Annotated in this window: 12 protein-coding genes and 1 pseudogene; 7 read left to right on the top strand and 6 right to left on the bottom strand. The window is 74.5% G+C overall.

Annotated elements, in window-relative coordinates; translation table 11 throughout:
- Nucleotides 1-83 precede the first annotated feature (83 nt).
- The 3 genes from ACWENR_RS23675 to ACWENR_RS23665 all read right to left on the bottom strand — a co-directional run bounded on the left by ACWENR_RS23675 (nt 84) and on the right by ACWENR_RS23665 (nt 2,848).
- Complete coding sequence (locus ACWENR_RS23675; RefSeq protein ID WP_452279161.1) at nt 84-1,400, bottom strand: WD40/YVTN/BNR-like repeat-containing protein; 1,317 nt, start codon at nt 1,398-1,400, stop codon at nt 84-86.
- The gene (locus ACWENR_RS23670; RefSeq protein ID WP_452279160.1) at nt 1,393-1,947 is read right to left on the bottom strand and encodes an RNA polymerase sigma factor; all 555 of its coding nucleotides are present in this window, start codon (nt 1,945-1,947) and stop codon (nt 1,393-1,395) included. The genes ACWENR_RS23675 and ACWENR_RS23670 overlap by 8 nt, the downstream gene beginning before the upstream one ends.
- Nucleotides 1,948-2,113: 166 nt before the next feature.
- Nucleotides 2,114-2,848 carry a formylglycine-generating enzyme family protein gene (locus ACWENR_RS23665; RefSeq protein ID WP_452279159.1) on the bottom strand — a complete coding sequence of 245 codons (735 nt, stop codon included), beginning with the start codon at nt 2,846-2,848 and terminating at the stop codon, nt 2,114-2,116.
- A gap of 217 nt (nt 2,849-3,065) precedes the next feature.
- Between ACWENR_RS23665 and ACWENR_RS23660 the strand changes: the two genes are divergently transcribed.
- Nucleotides 3,066-4,850 (top strand): hypothetical protein, encoded by a 1,785-nt coding sequence (locus tag ACWENR_RS23660; protein WP_452279158.1) that lies wholly within the window; start codon nt 3,066-3,068, stop codon nt 4,848-4,850.
- Nucleotides 4,851-4,904: 54 nt separating this feature from the next.
- Nucleotides 4,905-6,029 carry a glycosyltransferase family 2 protein gene (locus ACWENR_RS23655; protein WP_452279157.1) on the top strand — a complete coding sequence of 375 codons (1,125 nt, stop codon included), beginning with the start codon at nt 4,905-4,907 and terminating at the stop codon, nt 6,027-6,029.
- A gap of 167 nt (nt 6,030-6,196) precedes the next feature.
- Here ACWENR_RS23655 and ACWENR_RS23650 read toward each other — a convergent pair whose 3' ends face one another.
- Together ACWENR_RS23650 and ACWENR_RS23645 are read right to left on the bottom strand one after the other, a co-directional pair.
- Nucleotides 6,197-6,907, bottom strand: a complete 711-nt coding sequence (locus ACWENR_RS23650; protein ID WP_452279156.1) for an SAM-dependent methyltransferase — start codon at nt 6,905-6,907, stop codon at nt 6,197-6,199.
- Between the two features lie 174 nt (nt 6,908-7,081).
- Nucleotides 7,082-11,050: a S8 family peptidase gene (locus ACWENR_RS23645; protein ID WP_452279155.1), complete on the bottom strand. Its 3,969-nt coding sequence runs from the start codon at nt 11,048-11,050 to the stop codon at nt 7,082-7,084.
- 197 nt (nt 11,051-11,247) lie between these two features.
- On the opposite strand from ACWENR_RS23645, the gene ACWENR_RS23640 reads away from it, so the two are divergent.
- Nucleotides 11,248-12,207: a helix-turn-helix transcriptional regulator gene (locus tag ACWENR_RS23640; protein ID WP_452279154.1), complete on the top strand. Its 960-nt coding sequence runs from the start codon at nt 11,248-11,250 to the stop codon at nt 12,205-12,207.
- Nucleotides 12,208-12,719: 512 nt separating this feature from the next.
- Here ACWENR_RS23640 and ACWENR_RS23635 read toward each other — a convergent pair.
- Nucleotides 12,720-13,268 (bottom strand): annotated as a pseudogene (locus ACWENR_RS23635) (GNAT family N-acetyltransferase); the annotation flags it as partial.
- A gap of 47 nt (nt 13,269-13,315) precedes the next feature.
- On the opposite strand from ACWENR_RS23635, the gene ACWENR_RS23630 reads away from it, so the two are divergent.
- From ACWENR_RS23630 to ACWENR_RS23615, 4 genes are all read left to right on the top strand, one after another.
- Nucleotides 13,316-13,903 (top strand): TetR/AcrR family transcriptional regulator, encoded by a 588-nt coding sequence (locus tag ACWENR_RS23630; RefSeq protein WP_452279153.1) that lies wholly within the window; start codon nt 13,316-13,318, stop codon nt 13,901-13,903.
- Between the two features lie 169 nt (nt 13,904-14,072).
- Complete coding sequence (locus ACWENR_RS23625) at nt 14,073-15,071, top strand: RNA polymerase subunit sigma-70 (RefSeq protein WP_452279152.1); 999 nt, start codon at nt 14,073-14,075, stop codon at nt 15,069-15,071.
- Between the two features lie 109 nt (nt 15,072-15,180).
- Nucleotides 15,181-15,678, top strand: coding sequence for a DUF6069 family protein (locus ACWENR_RS23620; protein ID WP_452279151.1), 498 nt, complete (start codon nt 15,181-15,183; stop codon nt 15,676-15,678).
- A gap of 342 nt (nt 15,679-16,020) precedes the next feature.
- Nucleotides 16,021-16,596 carry a hypothetical protein gene (locus ACWENR_RS23615; RefSeq protein WP_452279150.1) on the top strand — a complete coding sequence of 192 codons (576 nt, stop codon included), beginning with the start codon at nt 16,021-16,023 and terminating at the stop codon, nt 16,594-16,596.
- Nucleotides 16,597-16,927 lie beyond the last annotated feature (331 nt).

Below are 16,927 nucleotides of genomic sequence, written 5' to 3'. Positions count from 1 at the left end.
TCTCCGGTTGGCGAACCGGAGACCTGACCGTCGCCGCTGCGCGGCCCCCGCCGGCGCGCTGCCGGCGGGGAGCCGCGCCCGCCTCAGGGCAGGTCGGGGGCGCCCAGGAAGGACCAGGCGACTCCGTCGGCGGACCACCACATGCCCGCCAGGTGCGGCCCCCCGCTCTGCGTGTACCCGCCCGGCACCGGCACGACGGCCGCGCCCGGTGCGGGCTCCATCGGGGAGAACCGCTGCCCGCCGTCGCCGCTGCCGAACATCAGCGGCCGGTCGCCGGCCACGAGGCCGGCCTGGACGAGCAGCGTCCCGTCGGCACGCACGGAGGCGCGCAGCGGCCGGGCGCCGACGTCCGCCGTGCCGGCGGCGCGCCGCCAGGTCAGGCCCCCGTCGCCGCTGCGGTGGACGACCAGGGCGCCGTCGATGCTGCCGACGGCGTAGACGGTCCGACCGTCCCGGGTGGCCACGTCGAGCGAGATGTCCTCGCCGGCGGTGAGCGGGCCGGCGAAGACGTGCCGCGTCCAGGTCCGGCCTCCGTCGCGGCTCACCGCGATCGCGCTGCCCCGGCCCACGAGCCGGCCGTCGCCATTCGTGTCCTCGTTCTCGTACCCGCTGACCCAGATGCCCGCCCCCGGGGGCACGTCGTCGACGAGCGTGGCCAGCTTCAGCCCCGAGGTGTGCGGCACCCGCACGACGTCGCCCGTGACCGGGTTCGCCGCCACGATCGCGTCGATGTGCGGGCGCGACAACTCGTCGAGCACGCGCCAGCCGTCCGGCACCCGGGCAGCCGTGCCGACGGTGACCTCGCGCCACCGTTCGCCGCCGTCGACGCTCGTGAGCCAGCCCTGCCGCATCCCGGATCCGTCCTGGTACGACGCGACCAGGGTCCGCGGCCCCGCCGCGGCGAGGACGACACGGGCGTTACGGGGCAGCGGGAGTTCCCGGCTCTGCCAGGTCGCGCCCCGGTCGGCCGTGCCGGCGACCATCAGCGCGCAGTCGGTGGGCGCCGACCCGGCGCCGCCGGTCCCGGCGGGCCCGTCTCCCCGGCAGTCGCTCCACCGCAGGTAGAAGTGGTCGAGGTCGCCCGCCACGACGGTGCCCCGCCGGACGGTCCGCCCGGTGGCGGGACCGGGACTCGGCGTGCCGGAGGGCGCGGCCGTGGGGATGAAGGCCGGCGTCGAGGTCCCGGCGAAGCCGGGAACAGCCGCCTGGTGGCTCGCGCCGCGCAGGCCGCCGGAGGCCACCGCCGCCCCGGCGACGGCGACCAGCGAGAGCGTCGCCAGCGAGGCCGCGGCCAGGTGGGTCCGCCGCCGGCGCGCCGCCCGGCGGCGCACCTCGGTGAAGTCCGGCTTGAAGGCCGCCTGCGCGGCGCGGTCGAGTCCGGCGAGATCCAGGTCAGGCATGGACGGAACCTCTCTCGATGATGATTCCTGGTCGTACGTCGGCGCTGTCGGCGCCGTCTGCGCTGTCGGCGAGGTCGGAGGCGAGGGCACGCCGGGCCCGGACGAGGCGGGTCTTGACCGCCTCGACCGAACAGCCCAGGGCTTCGGCCACGTCGGCCACCGACATGTCCGCGATGTGGTAGAGCACGACGGCTTCGCGGGCGGGACGCGAAAGCCGCTGAAGCGCGGCGACGACGGCGACGTGGTCGGGCGACAGCCCCGCGGAGCTTCGCCGTGCGTCGTCGAGGCGACCGGCGCGCGCCAGCCGGGCGAAGAGCGCCCGACGGCGGTGCCGGCTCCGGGCGATGTTGAGCGCCACCGTACGCAGCCACGCCTCCGGGTGCTCCACCTCGCCGAACCGGCCCGGCCGGGCCAGCGCCCGCACGAAGGCGTCCTGCACGACGTCCTGAGCCTCCGCGTAGTCGCCGGTGATCGCGAACAGTTGCGAGACCAGGCGCGGCGCCGCGACGGCGTACAGCTCCCGGATCTGCTCGTGGATGTTGGTCACATCGTCCCCTCCTCGTCGGTCTGTGCACTCTTCAGACCAACCGGCAGCCGACCCGGTGACACCCTCCGGCCGTCGAATCGCCGCCTTTCTCTCGGACGGCGGTGGGCGGCGCCTCGCGGCCGGCGGCGGCAGGCGGGACGGGTGCCGTCAGGGCAGCCGAGGCGCGTCAGCGCACGACGGTACGCGCGACGCGGAACCCCACGTCGTCGATCCGCAGGCTCGGATGGCTGCGTCGACGCACGGAGGCCCGGCAGCTCCAGTGCTCGTCGAACCAGCCGCCGCCGCGCAGCACCCGGTAGCTGCCGTAGACCTCGGCGTCGTAGATGTCCCAGCACCAGTCCCAGGCGTTGCCGAGCATGTCGTAGAGGCCCCACGCGTTGGGTCGCCTGCCGCCCACGTCGTGGATCCGTTCCTGGGAGTTGCCCCGGTACCAGGCGACGTCGTCGAGCGGCCCGTAGCGCGGCCCGGTCGTACCGGCGCGGCACGCGTACTCCCACTCGGCCTCGGTCGGCAGCCGGTAGCCGTCGGCGGTCGCGTCCCACTCGACGCCGTCGCCGTCGCCGTCGCCATCGCCATCGCCGTCGCCGTCGCCATCGCCGTCGTCGCCGTCCCCGTCGCCGTCGTGCAGCCGGTAGGCGGGGGCGAGGCCGTCGCGTCGGGACAGGGCGTTGCAGAACCGGACCGCGTCCCACCAGGACACGCCCACCACCGGACGGCGGTCCCCCTCGGCGGCGCTCGGCCGCCAACCGGTGAGGTGCGCGTACCGCGCCCGGGTGACCGGGAAGGCCGCGAGCTGGTAGGGCGCGAGCTCGACCGACCAGGTGCGCGACGTCCGCCGGTCCGACAGGCTCACCCGGCCTGCCGGCACCGTGATCATCGTGGCGGCCGGGTTCCCGTTCATGGTCCACGGATCGTATCGGCCGTCCGGCCGGCGACGTGACCACCGGTGCCTGCCGTCGCGACCGGGGCGGACGCCGGTGACGCACGCGGAGCCCGCTCGGCGGGGCCGCCGGCCTCCCGTGGTGACCGCGACCGCCTCCCGGCGGAGCGGGCCTGTCCCCGCCCACATTCCGGGCGCCCGTCGACACCACGACGAGCATCGTGAATCATCTATCTTCATGACCACCGGGTCGACCGACGCCCGACCGCCCGCCGACGTGACCGACCACGACCCGGCTCCCGCCACCGCGCCCCCCGACGGGTGGCGCCGATGGCGGTGGCTGCGGCACGAGTGGACGGTGGCGGCGCTCGGCGGGCTGCTGCTGGCGGTGGCGCTGACCTGGCCGACGCTGCGGCACCCGGCGAGCACCGTGCCCGGCGACATCGGCGACCCGACGTTGCAGGCGTGGCAGATGGCATGGGCCGGGCACGCCGTGTCGACCGATCCGCTCCGTCTCTGGCACTCGAACACGTTCTTCCCCGAGACCTACACGTACGCCTACAGCGACACCCTGCTCGGGTACGCCCCGGCGGGCATGCTCGGCGTGGGCTTCGAGGCCGCCCTGGTCCGCTACAACGTCATGTACGTCCTGGTGCACGCGTTGGCGTTCGTTGGGGCGTACGCGCTGGTGCGGCAGCTCGGGGCGGGCCGGTGGGGCGCGGCGGTCGCCGGGGTGGCGTGGGCGTACGCGCCCTGGCGGCTGGCGCACGCCGGCCACCTGAACATCCTGTCCAGCGGTGGGATCGCGCTGTGCCTGGCGATGCTGGCCCGTGGTCACGGATGGTCGCTGCGACACGGTTACCGGCCGGAGCGACGCCGGCCCGGATGGGCGCTGGCCGGCTGGCTCGTCGCCGCCTGGCAGATCAGCCTCGGCTTCGGCATCGGGCTGCCGCTGGTCTACTTCCTGCTGGCCGCGGTGCTCGTCGCCGCCGGCGGCTACGGCTGGTCCTGGTGGCGACGCGGGCGACGGCCCCCGTTCGGCCGGCGGCTGCTGCTCGCGGACCTGGCCGGCGGCGCGGTCTTCGGCGCGGTGACGCTGCTGCTGGGCCTGGTCTACCTGCGCGTCGTCGACCTCAATCCGCAGGCCGAACGGACGCTGGCCTGGACGGAGATGTTCTCGCCGCCGCTGACCGGGTTCGCCACCGCGCCGGCCGACTCCTGGCTGTGGGGCGAGCGGCACGCGGCGGCGCGGGAACAGCTGTCCTGGCCGCCGGAGATGGCGCTGCTGCCCGGCATGGTGCTGCTCGCGCTGGCCGCGGCGGGGCTGGTCGCCTCGGCGTACCCGCTCCGGCACCGGATCGTCCTGGGGCTCGGCGTGCTCGGCACGGTGCTGCTGGGCCTGGGCGCCACCCTCGGCGGCGACGGCGATCCGGGCTACCTGACCCTGTCGAAGCACCTGCCGGGGTGGGACGCGCTGCGCACGCCGGGCCGGATGATGCACTGGACCAGTCTGCTGCTCGCGACGCTGGCGGCCGGCGCGGTGACGGCGCTCGCCGACGAGACCCGGCGGTGGTCGGCGCGGGGCTGGTCCCGGCTGCTGGCGCCGCTGGTCCTGCTGGTGCCGTTGGCGCTGGTGACCCTGGAGGGGGTCAACCGCACGCCGCACCCGGTGGTGCCGCCGCCACCGGCCGCGATGCGTACGGCCGGGGAGCCGATGCTGGTGCTGCCCGCCGGCGGCGCGATCGACCTGGTCTTCATGCTGTGGACGGCCGACGGGTTCCCCCGGGTGACCAACGGCCTGGCCGGGTTCGAGCCCGCCACCCAGGCCCAGACCCGGGCCGCGACGGCGGCCTTCCCCGATCCGGGCAGCGTGGCGTACCTGCGCGGCATCGGGGTGCGGACCGTGGTGGCCCTGCCGGGCTGGGCCACCGGGACGCCGTGGGAGGGCATCGCGTCCCGGCCCGTCGACGGGCTGGGCATCACCCGGGAGGACATCGACGGTGTGCTGGTCTACCACCTCTGAGCCGGCCGGCGCGGGCCGCCGCCGCGCCGGTCGCGGACACGCGGGCCGGGCGGGGTGAGGGACGTGCGCCTCTCAGTCGTCGTGCCCTGCTTCAACGAGGAGGCGTCGGTCGAGCGGTTGCACACGGCGGTGACCGCCGCGGTCGCGGAGCTCTCCGACGTCGAGATCGAGGTGGTGTACGTCGACGACGGCAGCTCCGACGGCACGCTGGCGGCGCTGCGCCGACTCGCCGCCACCGACGCGTCCGTGCGGTACACGTCGCTGAGCCGGAACTTCGGCAAGGAGGCGGCGATGCTGGCCGGCCTGGAGCGGGCCAGCGGGGACGCGGTCGTCATCATGGACGCCGACCTGCAGCACCCGCCGCGACTGCTGCCCGACATGGTGGCCCTCTACCGGCAGGGCTTCGACCAGGTGATCGCCCGCCGGGACCGGCGCGGGGACCGGTTCGTGCGGATGCTCGCCTCCCGGTCCTTCTACCGGCTGGTCAACTGGTGGATCGACGTACGGCTGCTCGACGGGGCCGGCGACTTCCGGCTGCTGTCCCGGCTCGCGGTGGACGCGGTCCTGGCGATGCCGGAATACAACCGGTTCTCCAAGGGACTGTTCTCCTGGATCGGGTTCCGCACCGTGGTCGTCGCGCACCGCAACGAGAGCCGGCAGGCGGGCCGCAGCAGGTGGACCTTCGGCAAGCTCTTCAACTACGCGTTCGACGGGCTGCTGTCGTTCAACAACCGACCGCTGCGCCTGGCGATCTACGGCGGGCTGTTCCTGACCCTGATCGCCGTGGTCTACATGGCCTGGGTGGTCGCGGACGCCGTCAGCAAGGGGATCGACGTCCCCGGCTACACCACCATCATCGTCAGCGTGATCGGCCTCGGCGGCATCCAGATGACGATCCTGGGCGTCGTCGGCGAGTACATCGGCCGGATCTACTACGAGACCAAGCGCCGCCCGCACTATCTGGTCCAGGAGACCGAGGACCTCGTGGCGCGGACCGGGGAGGCGCCCCGCGTACCGGCCCAGCCGGCGGCGCGGGCCGCCGAGCGAGTCCGGCAGGGCGCGCCGGCGCGCGAGGACCCGGTGCGGCACCACGCCCTGCGCCGCGCCGCCGGCGGGCCCGTGGCCGGTGTGCCGCCGGACGGATCCGCGGCCGGCGGACCCGTCGGCGGTCGGCCGTGACCGGCGACGCGCGGGAGCGGTAGGCGGATCGTCCGGCCCCACGGCCCGGGGCCCGCCGTCGGGGCCCCGGTCCGGGGCTCGCCTTCGGGGCCCCGGTCCGGGCTCGCCGTCGGGGGCCCCGGTCCGGGCTCGCCGTCGGGGGCTCCGGGCCGGGCGCGACCGGGCGGTCAGGCCGGTGTCAGGATCAGCCAGCCGAAGCCGACGACGCCGCGGTAGCCGCCGAGGTACTCCTCGCGTCGGCGGTCGGCGAACGCGCGCGCGTCCGGCGTGCCGAGCCGCTCGATGCCCGCGCGCCAGTCGGACTCGAAGTCGTCCCACTCCGCCCGGGTCGACGCGGCGACGTGCAGGGGCCGGAACCCGGCGTCCACGGCGAGCCGGGCCAGGGCCGCGAGGTCGGGGAGGTCGCCGAAGATCTCCCGGACCCGCTCGCTCGGGGTCGTCTCGTAGCAGCCGTCGGCGAACAGCAGCCGGCCGCCGGGCACGGTGAGCCGGTGCAACGCGGCGAGGGCCTGCGCCGCGCCGCCCCAGACGTGGCCGGCCCCGACGTTGACGACGAGTTCGGCGGGTCGGTCCCAGGTGGCGGCGTCCGCGTCGTGGAACGTGACGCGACCGGCGATCCCCCGCTGCGCCGCGCGCAGCCGGGCCCGCGCGCCGGCGTCGGCGTCGCGTTCCACCCCGTCGCCGGCGATGCCGTACGTCGCACACAGCCGCAGGAGCAGCTCGCCGTTGCCGCAGCCCAGGTCCAGGGCCCGCCAGCCCGCACCGGTGGGGGCCAGCCGCCGGACCAGGTCCGCCGCCCGGTCCTCGCCCAAGGGCGCGTTATACGTCAGGTCGGCTGCCGCGGCGGCCAGGTACGGCCGGGATTCGTCGTTCGTCACCGGGCCACGGTACCGGCGGTGTCCCCGTCGGACCGTGGCCGTTCTCCGGCCGGCCGGGCGGCCGGGACGCGCGACGCGAGCGGCGCAGCCCCCGGGCACCGCCGTGAACCGGCGGTGGCCCGGGGGCTGCCCCGGCGCGTCGGTCAGTTCACCGGCGCGGTGCGGGCGGCGCGGTCACTTCCTCGTCAGCCCGTACGCGTCGTGGACGACCTGCTCGACGCGGTTGCCGTCGGTGTCCCACGCCTGAAGTTTCAGGCTGACGGTTCCCTTGGTGGTGTCGGCCACCTTCGGGTTGTGGTAGGTCGCCTGGAAGGTGTGGCCGGGGCCGGCCTTCACCGCTGCCGGCTTCCAGGTCCGGCCGCCGTCCGGCGAGACCCACAGCTTCACGCCGGCGAGTTTCGTCGTGACGCCGGCGCCGGACTGCGCGCCGACCGTGATCCGGTGCGGGCCGGCGGGGGCCGTGTTGTTCTCCGACAGGCCGAGCCGGTAGCTCGGCATGATCATCGGCTCCCACACGCACGGGTCGGTCTTGCCGTAGAGCACGTGCTCCAGGCAGGTGTGCGGCTGCTGCACGGTCGACGTGGCCGGGCGTTGCGAGCGGAACGTCCAGGTGGTGTCGATCTGCTTGCCGTACCGCTGGCCCGGCCGGTTGGGCTGGTAGGTGCTGGTCGCCCGGTACGTGGTCGGCTCGGCGGGCAGCGTGTAGTACGGCAACTGGTACGCGTCGTGCGCCGGGGTGACCTCGGTGGCGTTGCCCTTCGCGTCCAGCCGGTACAGCCGGGCCCGCTCGTTCTGTTCGCCCTCCCATCCGAGGTGGGCCGGATCGCCCGCGTCGACGTACTGGCCGGCTCCGACGGCGTGCAGCGAGCGGAACCGCAGCACGTCGCCGGCGCGGCAGCTGTCGCACGGCATGGCGTAGCTGCGGAAGATCTCCGGGCGGATTCCCGGCCCGCGCTGGGTGTTGCCCGGTACCCGCAGGTCGTTCCAGGACTCCTCGCCGCGCTCCGGGGCGGTGAAGGTCCGGCTCGACGTCAGGGTCTGCAGGTTGGCCGTGGCGTCCCTGAAGTGCAGGGTGCGGTCCCAGACCACGTCCGGGCCGGTGATCGTGTGGTACTCGGTCCGGGTCGTGCGGCCGACGAACGGATTGCCGGCCTTGATGGAGATGAACTGCCAGGGGTTGTAGGTGTGGTTGGTCTCCTCCATGTCCGGCAGCGGTCGACGGTTTCCGTTCACGGGGGGCTCGTCGACGTGGTAGGTCGACCGCACCGCGGCGAGGCCCGCGTCCCGCGGGAGCTGCGGCATCGACGTGGGGATGCCGTCGTTGAAGTAGTGGACGATCTTGTATTCGTACGGCGCCCTCAGCTGGGCGCGGATCGTGACGGGTGGGCTGGCCTTCCGGGCCACCGCCGCCGCCAGCTTCCCGGCGGTGGTGGTGTCGACGACCAGCACGGGCAGGTCGATCTCGCCGTACTTCAGCGGATCGGTGGGCAGCGTCATGTCGGTGACCAGCCCCGCGGCCCGACCGGCGATGGCGGCGTCGGTGGCGGCGAACATCTCCTGCTGGGACCTGGCCGGCACGAACACCAGCGCGTCACGGACGTCGCCCCCGGAGTCCAGCACGTCCGCCCCGACCAACCGCGTCCGCCGGTCGGTCTCGAAGGCCGCCGGCTGCATGTTGCCGAAGTTGTCGGCGTAGCGGGCGGGCATGGGCCGCCCCGGGCCGCCCAGCTCGAGGATCGCCTGGGGCGCGACCTGGGTCACGTCGGGCGAGAACCAGAACTTGCCGGTGGTCATCGACCTGGTCGGCGACACCCGGTAGTAGCCGGCGTTCAGGTAGCCTCCGCCGGTCTGTGCGCCGGCGTACCGCTGGCCGGACGCGGCGACGTAGCCCCAGCCGACGTTCGCGGTGGTCGGGACGCTGAGCTGCTCGGTCTGGAACGCGACGGGAACCGTCTTGGCCAGGTCGAACGTCACCGTGGCGTCGCCGGGGACCGCGACCTGGGGCTCGAACAACAGGTTCGTGTGGACGTAGGAGTTCGGCGGGTCGCCGGCCGCCCGGTCGTTCGCGATCGTCTCGACCCCGTAGACGCCACCCTCGGCCACCTGCATCTTCAGCTCCCAGGTGTCCTGCTCCCCCTCGACGCGCCGCCAGCCGTTCCAGGCGCTCGTGTAGCTGCGCGGCGCCCCCGCCAGCTTCGGGTCGGTGTCGTTGAGCATGACCGCGCCGACCGGGTATGCGGCGGAGGGCGCGACGGACTCCCCGGGACGGCCGACGAGGCGTACGGTCAGAGTCGCCATCTTGGCCCCCAGCCGTGCGCTGAGCGGCACCACCGCCTGGTGGCCGGCGGCGCTGCTGGCGCGCAGCCGGCCGGTGAAGACGCCGACGGCGCCGGCGGTCGGTTCCATGGTGAGCTTGACGCTCGCCGACCCGCTCGCGGGCACGGTGATCCTGTTTCGGTCGAGGGTGGCGAACCCGGCGGGCGCGGGGTCGCCGTTCTCCGCGGTCATCGACAGGTCCAGGTCGAGTTCGACCGGGCTGCTGCCGGCGTTGCGGTAGGTGACGGTGCGGGTCAGGGTCTGGCCGGTGTACGGGTGGTCGAAGCGCCCGGACACCTTCGGCGTGTCGACGGTGATCGGCTGGGTGACCGCGCGCCCCACGTCGAGCCTTCCGGCGCCGTGCTCGTAGACGGTGCCCTCGATGCCGGCCGCGCTGCCGGTCAGCGCCGTCTTGAGCTGGTCGTGGGTCCAGTCCGGGTGCTGCTGGGCCAGGATCGCCGCCGCGCCCGCCACGTGCGGGGTCGCCATCGAGGTCCCGGACGCGGCGGTGTACCGGTCGTTGAGCGGCGTGCCCATCGTGGTGCCCGCCGCCCGGGCCGCCACGGTCTTCACTCCCGGGGCGGTGATCTCCGGCTTGATGGCGAAGTCGCCGATGCGGGGGCCCCGGCTGGAGAAGCCGGCTAGCTGGTCGTTCGCGTCGACCGCGCCCACGGTCAGTGCCGCGTCCGCGGTGCCCGGGGTGGCGACCGTGCCGGCGCCGGGGCCGTCGTTTCCGGCGGCGATCACGAACAACGTGCCGTGCTCCGCCGTGAGGTCGTTGACCGCCAGGCTGAGCGGGTCCTGTCCGTCGGTCGCGCTGCCGCCCAGGCTCATGCTCACGATCGCCGCGTCCTGCGGGCCGGCCGCCCACTCCATGGCCGCGATGATCTCCGAGTCCGTTCCGCCGCCCGCGTCGTCGAGCGCCTTGGCGACGGCGAGGTCGACGCCTTCGGCGACACCCCGGTACCGGCCGCCGGACGCGGCGCCCGACCCGGTGACGATCGAGGCGACGTGGGTGCCGTGCCCGTGTCCGTCCCTGGCGTCGTCCGGGGTGCCGCCCCCGGGGCGGCCGGCCGGGATGAAGTTACGCTCACTGACCACCCGGCCGGCGAGGTCGGGGTGGGTGTCGTCGATGCCGGTGTCGATGATCGCGACCTTGACGCCCTTGCCGGTGTATCCCGCCTGCCAGGCGGTCGGCGCCCCGATCTGCGGGTTGCTGACGTCGTCCAGCGCCTTGACCCGGCCGTCCAGCCAGACCTTCTCCAGGCCGGACTTCGGGTCGATCACGTCCTGCCAGAAGTCCCTGGCCTTCTTCTTCGCCACCGCCACCGCGGCGCCGTTGATGCTGTCCAGGCCTCGCGGCTTGGTGGCGCCGGCCAGGGTCTTCGCCTTCGTCGTGAGCCGGGCCGCCGAGACGTCCTGCTCGTAGCGCACGATCACCGGGACCTCGGCGGTCCTGGCGTCGGCGTACGCGTTCTCGGCCAGGTAGGTCAGGTCGAACAGCCGCTCGTCGAGCAGCCCCGAGGCGATCGCCGCCTGCCCGTCGCTGGGCAGCGCGTAGTAGTGACCGTCCTCTGCCGTACGCAGGCGGTAGCTCACGCCCTCCCGGCCCGGGGCGGGATCGATGGTCGCGGCCACCCGGCCGTCACCGAACCTCGTGTACCGGACCGTGTCCCCGGTGATCAGGGTGATCGACGTCGACTCGGGTCCGGCGAAGGCGACGGGCACGCCGCCCGGCGTCGCGGCGCGGGCGGCGTCGGCGCCGGGCCCGGGTGCCGGCGCCGCGACGCCGGCACCCGGCGTCGCGGTCAGGGCCCCTGCGGTCACGACCGCAAGGACCGGACCGAACCATCGGCCATGGAACGTTCGTCTCATCCTCGGTGCTCCCTCGGCTCGCGACCGAACAGGTCGTCCCAGTCGAAGGAGAGTCAAACGTGAGTGATCATCATCGTCTAGACTTCGAGCTGGCCGAATGTGGAAGGTTCCACAACTGGCCAGCGAGCCGGTCACTCAGGGGAGGACGGGTGCTCGAGGCGCTGGGCGTCAGCCCGTTCGAGGAGCGGGTGTATCGGGCGGTGCTGCGGCGCGCCGAGGTGTCCTCCGCCGAGCTCGCCACGGTGCTCGACGCGACGACGCGCGCACTCGGCCGGGCGCTGTCCCGGCTGGAGTCCCTGGGTCTGGTCCACGCGACGGCCCGGCGCCGCTACCGGCCGGCGTCCCCCGAGGCCACCATCGAGAGGCTCATCTTCCAGCACCAGGCGGGCCTGGCGCAGGCGCGCGCCGCCGTCGCCGACCTGGTCGACGACTTCCGGCTCGGCAATCTGCAGGCGCACCCGTCGGGGCTGATCGAGACCGTCGTCGGCGCGGCGGCGATCTCCACGCGCCTGGCCGAGCTGGAGCGGCTGACGACGACCTCGATCGCGACCTTCGACCGTCCCCCGTACACCCGGCAGTTCGGGGAGTTCGACGAGGTCGGCGCCGAGCGTCCGCTGCTCGCGCGCGGCGTCGAGATCCGGGCCGTCTACGACGCCGCGGCCCTGGAGCTGCCGGGTCGGCTGGCCGTCATCACCGAGCTGGTCCGGCTCGGCGAGCAGGCCCGCGCCCTGCCGACGGTGCCGGTCAAGCTCAGGATCTACGACGACCAGGTCGCCGTCATCATGCTCGTCGCCGGCACTGTGGAGACCGAGGCCGCCGCCATCATCCACCGGTCGTCGCTGCTGGACGCGCTGATCGCGCTCTTCGAGGCGCACTGGGCCCTCGCCAGCCCCGTCGTGCCCGACTCCCGGGGCGTCGGCGAGCTGACCGAGCAGGAGGCGGCGGTGGCCCGGCTGCTGGGCGCCGGCCTGACCGACCAGGCGATCGCCCGGCAGCTGGGGATCAGCTCACGCACCGCGCGCCGCCGGATCGCCATGATGATGGAGCGGCTGGGGGCGACGACCCGGTTCGAGGCCGGCGTGGCGGCCGTCCGCCGCGGCTGGCTCTGAGCTCAGCCGGCCCCGTTCCCCCGCCGGGCGGGCTCGACGGCGGGCTCGTCGTCCCAGGCCAGCGAGCTCATCCTCCAGCCCGACGGGGTCTTGACGAACTGGGTCGTCTTCACACCCCGGCCCTCGAACCACTCGCCGTCGAGGAAGCCGGACTTGCGGTACTCGCTGAGCCGGTGGGCGACCGTGCCGTGGATCTCGGTGGTCTCCGACACCTCCCACTCCCGGAACTCGGTGAGCGTCCCGTCGGTGAGGATCTTCTGGCGAGGCTCGACGAACCGGCGCAGGTCGTGGACGACGGGGGTCCCGCCGACGTTCTTGATGATCGTCCCCTGGGGAATGAACACCTCGTAGATCGCCTCGACGTCGGGCCCGCTGCCGCCCTGGTTGGTGAACGCGCCCAGGAAGGTGGCCATCAGCGCGTCGAGTTCGGCCTTCACGTCACCGGTGCTCCCCGTCACGGCGCCGCCCGGCCGCGCCGACCAGCTCGATCCGGCGGTGGCTCGGCCAGCCGACCGGCGGGCCCGCCACTCGTCGGCCAGCACCGACCAGATCTCGATGTCGACCCGGCCGCCCCCGCCCTCCGGGTAGACCTGACGCAGCGTCCCGTCCCGGCTCATGCCCAGTCGCCGCGCGACCGCGATGCTGCGCTCGTTGCGCGACTTGGTGCGCCACTCGACGCGGGCGATGCCGCGCTCCTCGACGGCCCAGTCGATGATCCGCTCCGCCGCGCGGGTGATCAGCCCGCGGCCCTGCGCGCCGGGCTCCAGCCAGCAGCCCGCCTCGCAGACGCCCAGCGTGGTGTCGAAGGAGACGAACATGACGCCGCCGACCAGAACGTCGTCGAGCCAGATGCCCCAGATCCCGCCGCCGTCCTGGGCCTGCTTGTCCGCGAAGCGCCGCAGGACCGCGCGAGCCTCGCCGACGTCGCGGGCGACGAACGAGGGCGACACCCACGGCGCGATGTGCTCGCGCGCCCGGTCCAGGTGGGCGAGGAACTCCTCGGCCCGCCACGTCTCCAGCGGGCGCAGCACGGCCGAGTCGGCGAGGGGCAACGCGAACATCAGGACCTCCATACATAACAAACGTTTGGCATGTACGCTAGCAGGCCATGAGCCCCGCGCGCACCGACCACGACTCCCGCCGCCAGGACGTCTCCGAGGCGGTCTGGCGGGTCCTGGCCGAGCACGGCTTCGGCGGCCTCACCATGCGCGCCGTGGCGGCGGCGCTGGGATCGTCGACCGGGCTGGTCACCCACTACTTCGCGGGCAAGCGCGAACTGATCGCGCACGCCCTGGACATCCTCGAGGTCCGGACCGCGCAACGCCCCCGCCGGGCGGCTCCCGCGCCCGGCCTGGCGGCGCTGCGCACGCAGATCCTCAACATCCTCCCGCTGACCCCCGACGCGGCCGCGATGAACCGGATCTGGGTCGGCTCCTGGGACGTCGCCCTGGCCGACCCGGAGCTGTTCGCCGCCCAGAGCCTCCGCTACGAACGCATCCGGGCCGGCCTGCGCGCCTGCGTCGAGGACGCCCAACGGCTGGGCGAGCTGCCCGCCGGCGACCCGGCCGGGCTCGCCACGACGGTGCTGTCGTTCACCCACGGGCTGGTGGTCCAGGCGCTGTTCGATCCCGAGCGGCTGCCGGCCACGACGCAGACCCGGCTCGTCGACGACTTCCTCGCGGCGCTCGCCCGCTGAACCGCGGCCGTTCGCCGCGCCGCGACCGGGTCCACCGCGGCGTCGGGCTGCCCGCCCGCCGCCGCCGCACGCCGACTCGCTCGGGCAGGCCGACCGACCCGGTGATGAGTTGTCGCGCCCGCAGGCGTCACACCTACGCCGGAACACGACGAGGCGGAAGGATGACGTGATGGGTGCGGACACGCGGCGGGACGGGCCGGGCGGGAGCGGGCTACGGGAGGTCGACGAGCCGGCGTTCTCGGGGCTGGCCGAGCGGCACCGGCGGGAGCTGCACGTGCACTGCTACCGGATGCTCGGGTCGTTCGAGGACGCCGAGGACACCGTGCAGGAGACGTTCCTGCGGGCCTGGCGGCGGCGGGAGACCTTCGAGGGGCGGTCGACGTTCCGGGCCTGGCTCTACCGGATCGCCACCAACGCCTGCCTGGACCTGCTCGCCAGGTGCCGCCCGGCGCCCGCGAGCGGCGGCGAGGTGCCGTGGCTGCAGCCCTACCCGGACCGGCTGCTCGACGAGCTGCCGGCGGGCGGCGCGGATGAGCCGGAGACCGCCGCCGTCGCGCGGGAGACGATCGAGCTGGCATACCTGGTCGCGGTCCAGCACCTCGCGCCGCGCCCACGGGCCGTGCTGATCCTGCGGGACGTGCTCGGCTGGCCGGCGCGGGACGTCGCCCAGTTCCTCGGGGACTCCGTCAACTCCGTCAACAGCGCGCTGCAGCGGGCCCGCGCCGGCATGCGGGAGCACCTGCCCGCCGAACGGCAGGACTGGACCGGCGGCGAGGGGGACGCCGGGACCCGCGAGTTGGTACGCCGCTTCACCGAAGCCAGCGTGGCCACGGACGTCGACGGGCTCGCGGCGCTGCTGCGCGACGACGTCCGCTGCTCGATGCCACCCACGCCGGGCCTGTACGTCGGCCGCGACGCGGTGGTGAGGAACTGGGTCGACGACGGCTTCGAGGGCATGACCGGTCTGCGCGCCGTCCCCACCGCCGTGAACCGGCAGCCCGCCGTCGCCTTCTACCACTGGCGGGAGCGGGAGGGCGCGTACCTGCCGCTGACGATCGACGTCCTGCGCGTCACCGGCGGGGCGATCACCGAGATCGTCATCTTCCACGACGACCGTTTCCCGCGCCTCGGGCTGCCGGAGCGCCTGCCGGCGGACGGCACGCGGTAACCCCCGGAGCGGACGCTCGCGCGTGTCGCGGTGGCGGCGGGCGCGCGGCGCGTCACGCGCCGGTCGATCCATCCCCTAGGACCCGGTCACCGACCGATGGAGGAACGACATGGACAGCATGGATGACACCGGGGTCGTCGCGGGCCCGGCATCGGGCCGGGCCGGCCGCGCCCATCGGTACCGCGGGCTCGCCGGCACCGGGCTCGTCGCCACGCTCGCGGCGGCCGGGTCGACCGCCCTCGCCGCCGCGCTCGCCCGGGCCGTCGGCGTCAACTTCGAGATCCCCGACGGCGGTGAGTCGATCCCGTTGGCCGGGTTCGCCGTGGTGACCGGCTTCTTCTCGCTCGTGGGGGTCGTCATCGCCGTCGCCCTGCTTCGCTGGAGCGCCCGCCCCGCCGAGCGGTTCGTGTGGACGGCGGTATCGCTGACCGCGATCTCGCTTCTCCCGCCCGTCCTCTCCGGGGCGAACGCCGCCACCATCGCCGCCCTGCTCGGGCTGCACCTCGTCCCCGCGGCGGTGATGATCCCCGCCCTGGCGGCGAGCCTCCGCGCCCGGACACCGGCGACCGTGGGAGGCGGCCACGCCACAGGTCGCCAGGTTCCGTGACGTCATGAGGTTGGCAGGAACGTACGGTTCTGGCACCCTGCCGAACATGCCCGACACCGCCGCACCGCCGCGCGGCGTGCCCGTGCGGGCGCGAGCCGCTGCGGGCGGGCCGGTGACGAGCCCGGGCCGGCGGGCCGGCGACCTCGACCGGGCCGCCTCGGACGCGCACCGCCTCGGCCCGGCCGCCGCCGGTACGCACGGTCCGGCCCGGCGGCACGGCCGCGACCGGCTCGGGTTCGCGCCGGCAGGCGCCCGCCCACCACTCGCCGGCGGATGAACCTCAGGGTCCGCGTACACCAGGGGCGGCTAGGCGCCGATCGGTACCGCGTCCTCCGCCCAGCCGTGCCGGTGACCGGTGCGGCGCTGCGCGACGACAACCCGTGGTACGTCCTGGAACTCGACGCCGAGGCCGCGTTCACCATCGCGGGCCTGTGGATGCTGGCAGCCCGGTCGCGCCGGACGCTGATCCACCTGCCCTTGCGAGGCGCCCCGCCACCGGAGCCCTCCCCCGCCACCGTGGCCGTCGGTGAGCTCGACCTGCTGCTCGCCCACCACGACCTGCAGTTCGCCCCGAACCGGTGGAAGCAGCTACGCCAGCGCCTGGGAGCCGGGGCCGCGCACACGATCTCCTGGAACCCGAACGACGTCCCCACCTGGGACGAGGTCCACGAACTCAACCGCCGAGCCCGTCGCCGTCCCTCGCTGAGAGACGGGTTCCACCAGCGCCTGCACGCGCACACCCTGTTCATGGCCGGCAACACCGTCGCGTTCCGTCGGACGGCCCGGTACATCCTCGACATGGCGCTCTGGCGACCGGACCCCGGCCAACCCGGCGCCTACCACTCCGCCACGATGCACCCCGCCGACGGGCACTTCGCCACCACCGGGCAGGGCATCTACCTCGTCAGGCGTCGCTGATCACCCGTCGACCTGCCGATGCGTCGGGCCGGGGTCGAGGTCGGCGACGACGGCGCGGGCGGGCGGGCGGGGCGGGGCGGATGGTCCGGGTGCCGGCGTGGCGGGTCACGATGAGCCTCCAGATGGGCGGCCACGTCGTCGTGGTCGGCGCCCGACCGGAGGCGACGAAGCCACGGAACTTGCTGCGGGGTCTGCCGCGGTGGCTGAGATCCAGCGGCCAAGGCGGGCCGCGGCGGCCTCAGAGCGTGTTTGAGATCGGGTTGATCAGGTCCGGGTGAAGGTGCGGCGGGCTTGGCGGCGTGCGGGTTGGCCGCGGGTGATGCGGCGGGTC

The organism is Micromonospora sp. NPDC004336 (genome assembly GCF_053602615.1).
This window is presented reverse-complemented; position numbering and strand designations above follow the sequence as displayed.

Excerpts from the sequence above, each read along its gene's own strand:
- ACWENR_RS23675 (WP_452279161.1), bottom strand. The coding sequence starts at position 1,400 with ATGCCTGACCTGGATCTCGCCGGACTCGACCGCGCCGCGCAGGCGGCC.
- ACWENR_RS23665 (WP_452279159.1), bottom strand. The coding sequence starts at position 2,848 with ATGAACGGGAACCCGGCCGCCACGATGATCACGGTGCCGGCAGGCCGG.
- ACWENR_RS23660 (WP_452279158.1), top strand. The coding sequence starts at position 3,066 with ATGACCACCGGGTCGACCGACGCCCGACCGCCCGCCGACGTGACCGAC.
- ACWENR_RS23630 (WP_452279153.1), top strand. The coding sequence starts at position 13,316 with ATGAGCCCCGCGCGCACCGACCACGACTCCCGCCGCCAGGACGTCTCC.
- ACWENR_RS23625 (WP_452279152.1), top strand. The coding sequence starts at position 14,073 with ATGGGTGCGGACACGCGGCGGGACGGGCCGGGCGGGAGCGGGCTACGG.
- ACWENR_RS23620 (WP_452279151.1), top strand. The coding sequence starts at position 15,181 with ATGGACAGCATGGATGACACCGGGGTCGTCGCGGGCCCGGCATCGGGC.